We start from the raw sequence: 7,016 nt of genomic DNA, 5'->3' as shown, positions 1-7,016 counted from the left end.
CGGCTTGCCGTCGGCGGCGCGGTCCTCGAGTTCCATCACGAGGGTGACACGGTCGCGGTCGAGGCCGGACAGCACGTCGTCCAGCGGGTGGCCTGAGAAGTAGAAGCCGATGGAACGGAATTCCTCATCGAGGCGCTGCTGGCCGTTCCAGGCCTTGGTCGACGGTAGCGCCGGGCGCAGGGCCGGCTCGGCGTCTCCGAAGAGACCGCCCTGCCCGCCCTGGCGATCCTCCGCGGCGCTCGCAGCCATCTGGGCGAGCATCGGCGCCGACGCGAGCAGCCGGGCGCGATTCTTGTCGAAACCGTCGAACGCGCCGGCCTTCGCGAGGGATTCAAACGCCTTCTTGTTCACATGGCGCGGATCGACCCGTTCTGCGAATTCATAGATGTCGCGGAACTGGCCGTCGCGGGTGCGGATTTCCACCACATGCTTCATGGCTTCGAGGCCGACGCCTTTCAGGGCGCCGAGTGCGTAGACGATCGACCCGTCACGCACGTCGAAATCCGCCGTGGAGGAGTTCACGTCCGCCGCGAGCACCGGGATTTTCAGGCGGCGGGCCTCCTGGAAGAAGGCGGCGAGCTTGTCTGTATTGCCAAGGTCGAGGCTCATCGAGGCGGCGAGGAACTCGACCGGGAAATGGCATTTCAGATAGGCCGTGTGATAGCCGATCAGGGCATAGGCCGCGGCGTGGGACTTGTTGAAGCCGTAGCCCGCGAACTTCTCCATCGTGTCGAAGATCTCGTTGGCGAGCGGCGCCTCCATGCCCTTGTTTGAGGCCGCACCTTCGACGAAGCGCTTACGCTGGGCGATCATCTCTTCCAGCTTTTTCTTACCCATTGCGCGGCGCAGCAGGTCAGCTTCGCCGAGCGAATAGCCGGCGATCTCCTGCGCCATCCGCATCACCTGTTCCTGATAGACCGGGACGCCATAGGTGGCTTCCAGAACCGGCTTCAGGTCAGGATGGGCGTACTGGACCTCTTCAGGATTTTCCTTGCCCTGAACATAGATCGGAATGTTCTCCATCGGGCCGGGGCGATAGAGCGAGATGATGGCGATAACGTCTTCAAGATTGTGCGGTCGCACCTTCTTCAGCGTGTCGCGCATGCCTGCGCCTTCCAGCTGGAACACACCCAGCGTGTCGCCGCTGGCCATCAGGTCATAGGTTTCCTGATCGTCGAGGCTGCGCCATTCCGGGCCGACATCCCGGCCGTCGCGGCGGATGAATTTCAGCGCGCGGTCGATGACGGTCAGGGTTTTCAGGCCGAGGAAGTCGAACTTCACGAGTCCGGCCATCTCGGCATATTTCATGTTGAACTGCGTCGCCGGAAGGTCAGAGCGCGGATCGTTGTAGAGCGGCGCAATCTCGACCAGCGGCCGGTCTGCGATCACCACGCCGGCGGCGTGGGTGCCGGCGTTCCGGTATTTCCCTTCCAGCGCCAGCGCGATTTCGAGGAGTTCGCCGACGCGCTCATCCGCCTCGATTTCCTCTTGGAATTTCGGCTCGTCGTCGATGGCGTCCTGCAGTTTCGGCGGGTTTGCCGGGTTGAAGGGGATCAGTTTTGCCAGCCGGTCGACCTGGCCATAGGGCATCTGCATCACGCGGCCGACATCGCGCACCACAGCCTTTGCCTGCAGCGTGCCGAAGGTGATGATCATGGCGACGGAGTCCGCACCATACTTGTCGCGGACATAGCGGATCACTTCGCCGCGGCGTTCCTGGCAGAAGTCGACGTCGAAGTCAGGCATCGAGACACGTTCCGGGTTCAGGAAGCGCTCGAAGAGAAGGTCGAAGCGGAGCGGATCAAGGTCCGTGATCAGCAGCACCCAGGCGACGAGCGAACCGGCACCGGAACCGCGGCCTGGCCCGACCGGAATGTCGTGCTCCTTGGCCCATTTGATGAAGTCCGAAACGATCAGGAAGTAGCCGGGGAATCCCATCCGTTCGATCACGGATAGTTCGAATTCCAGCCGCTGGAAATACTCTTCGCGCGTTGCGTACAGCTTGTCGGCCGCGGCCAGGCGGCCCTCGAGGCCTTCGGTCGCCTGCTTGCGCAGTTCTTCCGCCTCGGAACGGTCTTCGTTCGAGAAGCTGGGCAGGATCGGTTTGTGCGTTTCCGCCTTCACCGAACAGCGCATGGCGATGACGGCCGTGTTGGCGAGCGCCTCGGGCAAGTCTGCAAACAACATCGCCATTTCGGAGGGCGTCTTGAGGTATTGCTGCGGGCTGACGCGCTTGCGGTCAGGTTGCCCCAGATATTCGCCATTCGAAATGCACATCATGGCGTCGTGCGCCTGTGTATCGTCCGGTTTCAGGAAGCGGGCGTCATGGGTGGCGACGATGGGAAGCTCAAGCTCGTAGGCAAGGTCGAGCAGGCCTTCTTCCGTCGCGCGCTCCTCCGGCGTTCCGTGGCGCGTGATCTCGACATAGCAGCGGCCGGGATAGGCATGCGCCAGCGTTGAGAGCTCCGTGCGGGCGTCCGCCGGACGGCCCTTCAGGAGGTGCTTGGCAATCTCGCCATCGGCACCGCCTGTCAGAAGAATGAGCCCGTCGGTCTCCTCCAACAGGAGCGACTTGGCGAGCTTGGGCACGCCGTCGGCGGCATCGAGATAGGCCCGCGAGGACAGGAACATCAGGCGGCGGTAGCCGGTCTCGTTCTGGGCATAGACCGTTGCGCGCGATGGCTCCGCCCGGTGGCCGGCCTCGACCACGTCGAAACAGCAGGCCATGATCGGCTGGATGCCGGCCTCGGACAGGGTGAGAGAGGTTTCGAGTGCGCCGAACAGGTTGTTGCGGTCGGTGATCGCGGCCGCCGGCATACCGTGCTGGAGACACCACGCCTTCAGATCCTTCGGCGAAATCATGCTTTCCAGCAGCGAATAGCTGGAGCGGACGGCCAGATGGATGAACGGCGACTCAGGCACGGGGGACTTCTCCTCAGGGGAGACTAAACTGCATGGGCGCGCCCTGCCAGACCAGAGCGAGGGGCCCGGTTTTCACAGCTTATTCCCTATTCGCCGACATACGGCACGATCTTGCCGTCCTTCAGCGTGATCACGCGGTCCATATGGGCGGTGAGGGCGTGGTTATGCGTGGCGACGAGGACGGCGGCGCCCTCTTCCCGTGCCATCCGGATGAAGGTGGCGAAGACGCGTTCGGTCGTGGTGGGGTCGAGATTGCCGGTCGGCTCGTCGGCGATGACGAGGCGCGGCGTGTTTGCCAGCGCCCTGGCGATGGCAACGCGTTGCTGTTCGCCGCCCGACATCTGGCCCGGCTGGTGATGGCCGCGCTCAGCGAGACCCATGACCTCCAGCAGTTCATCGGCCTTGGCGCGCGCCTCAGCCTTCTTCACCCCGGCGATCATCAGCGGCATGGCAATATTGTCGGCGGCGTTGAATTCCGGAAGCAGGTGGTGGAACTGGTAGACAAAGCCGATCTTGGTGCGGCGCAGCGCCGTGCGGCCCTTGTCGTCCAGCTTCAGGCAGTCGACACCATCGAGCAGGACGGTGCCTGCCTCTGGCTGTTCCAGCAGGCCGGCCGTGTGCAGGAGGGTCGACTTGCCCGAACCGGACGGGCCGACAAGACCGACGAGTTCGCCGGCTTCGAGCTTCAGGTCCGCGCCGTCCAGCACGTTCAGCTCGCCCGCGGCGGTGCGGTAGACGCGATGGATGCCGGAGAGTTCGAGGACGGACGCGGTCATTATTCGAACCTCAGCGCGCCGACCGGATCCTGGCGGGAGGCCCACCAGGCCGGGATGATGGAAACGCCGGCAGACATCAGCAGGGCATAGAGCCCGGTCGAGAAGACATCCCACCAGTCAAGGATGGCCGGAAGATGCGCGAGGCCATAGGTCTCGGCGTCGAACACCTTGCCGTCTATGAAGAAATTAATGAACGCTTCGACCGCGCCGATGTTCATGACGAAGAGAACGCCGACGGCCATGCCGAGCAATGCGCCGAGTGTGCCGAGCACGGTGCCGACCATCAGGAACACGCGCAGCACTCCGCCCCTTCCGAGGCCCATGGTGCGCAGGATGGCGATGTCGCGGGTCTTGTTCTTCACCAGCATCACAACGCCAACGATGATGTTCAGCGTTGCAATGCCCATGATTACCATGACCAGGAGACGCACCATGGTGCGCTCGACCTTCAGCGCGTTGAAATAGGCGGCGCGCTGGCTCTTCCAGTCGAAGGTGTAGAGGCCGTTTCCGGTGGCGGTTGCGATCGCCTGCATCGCCTCATGCGTCTTGTCGGGATCCTTCAGCCGGATGTCGAGCATCTGGTAGTGGCCCTTTGACTGGAACAGGATCTGCGCCTGCTCCATCGGCATGAAAATATAGGCCATGTCGAGTTCGACGCTGCCGGTCGAGAAGAGATCGCCGACCTTGTAGGTCTTGGAGCGGGGCGTTGCGCCGACGACGCTGGAATTCGACTGCGACGTGATGATCTCGACCTTGTCGCCCGGCCGGACGCCGAGGCCTTCCCGTCCGGCGGCAAGGAACGAGCCCATCATGATGACGTTGCCGCCATTCTTGCCTTCGCCGAACCCGTCGGCGATGGCCGAGGCGCCGCCATCCTTGAGGAACGGCAGGGTCGACAGGTCTTCCTTGCGCAAGGCCCGCACCGCGGCGCCGGTCTTACGTCCGTTCGCGGTGACGAGGACGTACTCCTCGATATAGGGCCGGGCGGAGACGACTTCAGGCAGTGCTTCGATCTGCTTTGCGAGGGCGTCGGCCTCTTCCTCCGTGAACGAATTGACGACGCCGTAGACATGCGGCTGGCCGCCCAGCAGCGCGTCCAGCAGGGTCGCGCGGAAGCCGCTCATGATCGACATGGTGATGATCAGCGCCGCCACGGCAAAGAAGATGCCGACGAAGGAGATGATAGAGATCAGGCTCGCGCCGCCATGCTCGCGCTTGGCCCGCAAGTAACGCCACGCAAGCGTGCGTTCGAGCTTGCCGAAGGGCGCGGCGGCCTGGCTCATGCGGGTGAAACCTTCGCGATGGCCTCGGCCAGCGGCATCTCGGCCTTCTCGCCGGTCTTGCGGTGCTTCACTTCGACGACGCCCTTCTCAAGGCCTTTCGGACCAATGACGATCTGCCAGGGCAGGCCGATCAGGTCCATCCGGGCAAACTTGGCGCCAGCGCGGTCGTCTGTGTCGTCATAGAGCACGTCGACGCCGGCAGCCGAGAATTGTGCGTAGACGTCTTCACACGCAGCATCGCACGCTGCGTCGCCCGCGCGCATGTTGATGATACCGACATGGTAGGGCGCCACCGCTTCCGGCCACACGATGCCGTTCTCGTCATGGCAGGCCTCGATGATGCCGCCGACAAGGCGCGAGACGCCGATGCCGTAGCTGCCCATCTGCACGGGCACCATCTGGCCGTCCGGCCCCTGCACCACGGCATTCATCGGCTTCGAATACTTGGTACCGAAATAGAAGATATGGCCAACCTCAATGCCGCGGGCCGAGACCTTGCGGTCTTCCGGCAGGGCGTTGAAGGCCGCCTCATCGTGCATTTCTTCCGTGGCCGCATAGTACCGCGTGCGCTTTTCCACTTCGGGCGTCAGGTCGCCGTCGAAATCGAGGTCCAGGCCCGGCGCGGGCATGTCCAGCAGTTCCCTGTCGCAGAAGACGGCGCTTTCGCCCGTATCAGCCAGGATGATGAATTCGTGGCTGAGGTCGCCGCCGATGGGGCCGGTATCGGCACGCATCGGAATGGCGGTGAGACCCATCCGGTCAAAGGCGTTCAGGTAGGCGCAGAACATCTTGCGATAGGCCGCGCGCGCGCCCTCTTCCGTCAGGTCGAAGGAATAGGCGTCCTTCATCAGGAATTCGCGGCCGCGCATCACGCCGAAGCGCGGCCGCACCTCGTCCCGGAACTTCCATTGCTGGTGATACAGGTTCAGCGGCAGCTGCTTGTAGCTTTTCACATAGGCGCGGAAGACGTCGGTGATCAGCTCCTCATTGGTCGGGCCGTAGAGCATGTCGCGGTCATGGCGGTCTTTGATGCGCAGCATCTCCTTGCCATAGTCATCATACCGGCCGGATTCCCGCCAGAGGTCTGCCTGCTGCAGCGTCGGCATCAGCAGTTCGATGGCGCCGGCGCGGTTCATCTCCTCGCGCACGACCTGTTCGATTTTCTTCAGGACACGATAGCCCAGCGGCAGCCAGGTGTAGATGCCGGCGCCGTTCTGGCGCACCATGCCGGTGCGCAGCATCAGCTGGTGAGAGACAATCGCCGCATCGGCGGGCGCTTCCTTGGAAACGGGAAGGAAGTATCTGGAAAGCCGCATCGAATCCCCGGGGATCTGGTTGAGAATAGCGGCTCAACTAGCCGCAGGCGCCCCTATTGCGCAAGCAACCGTGGCACGATGATGGCGGCGATGCCCGTGATCACCGCCGCGCCGATGGTGGCCCAGAGGGCCTTCTTCTTAAGCATCGGCTCCTTGGGGGCGGCTTCCTCGGTGCCCTCGATAGTCGAGCCGTCCTCCCACTGGCCACGGACGCCAATGGGAAGCACGGCAAAGAAGCAGATCCACCAGGCGATCGTGAAGACGACCAGCCCGCTCATGAAGCTCATCAGTGATGGCCTTTCGGGCTTTCCATCAGCTCGATCAGGACGCCGTTCGAGTTTTTCGGATGGACGAAGATGATCATCGTGCCATGGGCGCCGATCCGCGGCTTTCCGAGCACCGTGGCGCCACGCTTGCCCATTTCCTCGACGGCCTGGTTGATGTCGTCCACCTCGAAGCAGACATGGTGCTGGCCGCCTTTGGGGTTCTTCTGAATGAAGTTATGGATGGGCGACTGCTCGTTCAGCGGCTCGATCAGCTCGATCTGGCTGTTGGGCAGGTTCACGAAACAGACTTTCACGCCCTGCTCCGGCATGTCGAAGGGCGTGGTGATGTCGGTGGCGCCATAGAGGGTGCGATAGGTCTCGCAGGCTTCTTCCAGGTCCGGCACGGCAACGCCGACATGGTTCAGGGGGCCAATCTTGAATTCGCTCATCTTT

At 63.1% G+C, this 7,016-nt stretch carries 6 protein-coding genes; all 6 read right to left on the bottom strand.

The features are described from left to right. On the bottom strand, window positions 1-2,922 hold a 2,922-nt coding region (gene dnaE, locus R3C13_RS13320; RefSeq protein WP_371311318.1), incomplete at its 3' end, for a DNA polymerase III subunit alpha. 86 nt (window positions 2,923-3,008) lie between these two features. Beyond that, the gene (locus R3C13_RS13315; RefSeq protein WP_371311317.1) at window positions 3,009-3,698 is read right to left on the bottom strand and encodes an ABC transporter ATP-binding protein; all 690 of its coding nucleotides are present in this window, start codon (window positions 3,696-3,698) and stop codon (window positions 3,009-3,011) included. Beyond that, window positions 3,698-4,981, bottom strand: a complete 1,284-nt coding sequence (locus R3C13_RS13310) for an ABC transporter permease (RefSeq protein ID WP_371311316.1) — start codon at window positions 4,979-4,981, stop codon at window positions 3,698-3,700. The genes R3C13_RS13315 and R3C13_RS13310 overlap by 1 nt, the downstream gene beginning before the upstream one ends. Continuing rightward, entirely contained in the window at window positions 4,978-6,297 is a 1,320-nt protein-coding gene (gene proS / locus R3C13_RS13305) for a proline--tRNA ligase (RefSeq protein WP_371311315.1), read from the bottom strand. Before proS ends, R3C13_RS13310 begins: the two co-directional genes overlap by 4 nt. Window positions 6,298-6,350: 53 nt before the next feature. Next, window positions 6,351-6,584 (bottom strand): DUF1467 family protein, encoded by a 234-nt coding sequence (locus R3C13_RS13300; protein ID WP_371311314.1) that lies wholly within the window; start codon window positions 6,582-6,584, stop codon window positions 6,351-6,353. Continuing rightward, a complete protein-coding gene (gene mce, locus R3C13_RS13295; protein ID WP_371311313.1) occupies window positions 6,584-7,012 on the bottom strand; it encodes a methylmalonyl-CoA epimerase in 429 nt (142 codons plus the stop codon). The genes R3C13_RS13300 and mce overlap by 1 nt, the downstream gene beginning before the upstream one ends. Window positions 7,013-7,016 lie beyond the last annotated feature (4 nt).

Source organism: Hyphomonas sp., assembly GCF_041398385.1.
Taxonomy (GTDB): domain Bacteria; phylum Pseudomonadota; class Alphaproteobacteria; order Caulobacterales; family Hyphomonadaceae; genus Hyphomonas.
This window is presented reverse-complemented; position numbering and strand designations above follow the sequence as displayed.

Bases quoted from the DNA above. Each gene is read 5' to 3' on its own strand.
- proS (WP_371311315.1), bottom strand. From the start codon at position 6,297: ATGCGGCTTTCCAGATACTTCCTTCCCGTTTCCAAGGAAGCGCCCGCC.
- R3C13_RS13315 (WP_371311317.1), bottom strand. From the start codon at position 3,698: ATGACCGCGTCCGTCCTCGAACTCTCCGGCATCCATCGCGTCTACCGC.
- mce (WP_371311313.1), bottom strand. From the start codon at position 7,012: ATGAGCGAATTCAAGATTGGCCCCCTGAACCATGTCGGCGTTGCCGTG.
- R3C13_RS13310 (WP_371311316.1), bottom strand. From the start codon at position 4,981: ATGAGCCAGGCCGCCGCGCCCTTCGGCAAGCTCGAACGCACGCTTGCG.
- R3C13_RS13300 (WP_371311314.1), bottom strand. From the start codon at position 6,584: ATGAGCTTCATGAGCGGGCTGGTCGTCTTCACGATCGCCTGGTGGATC.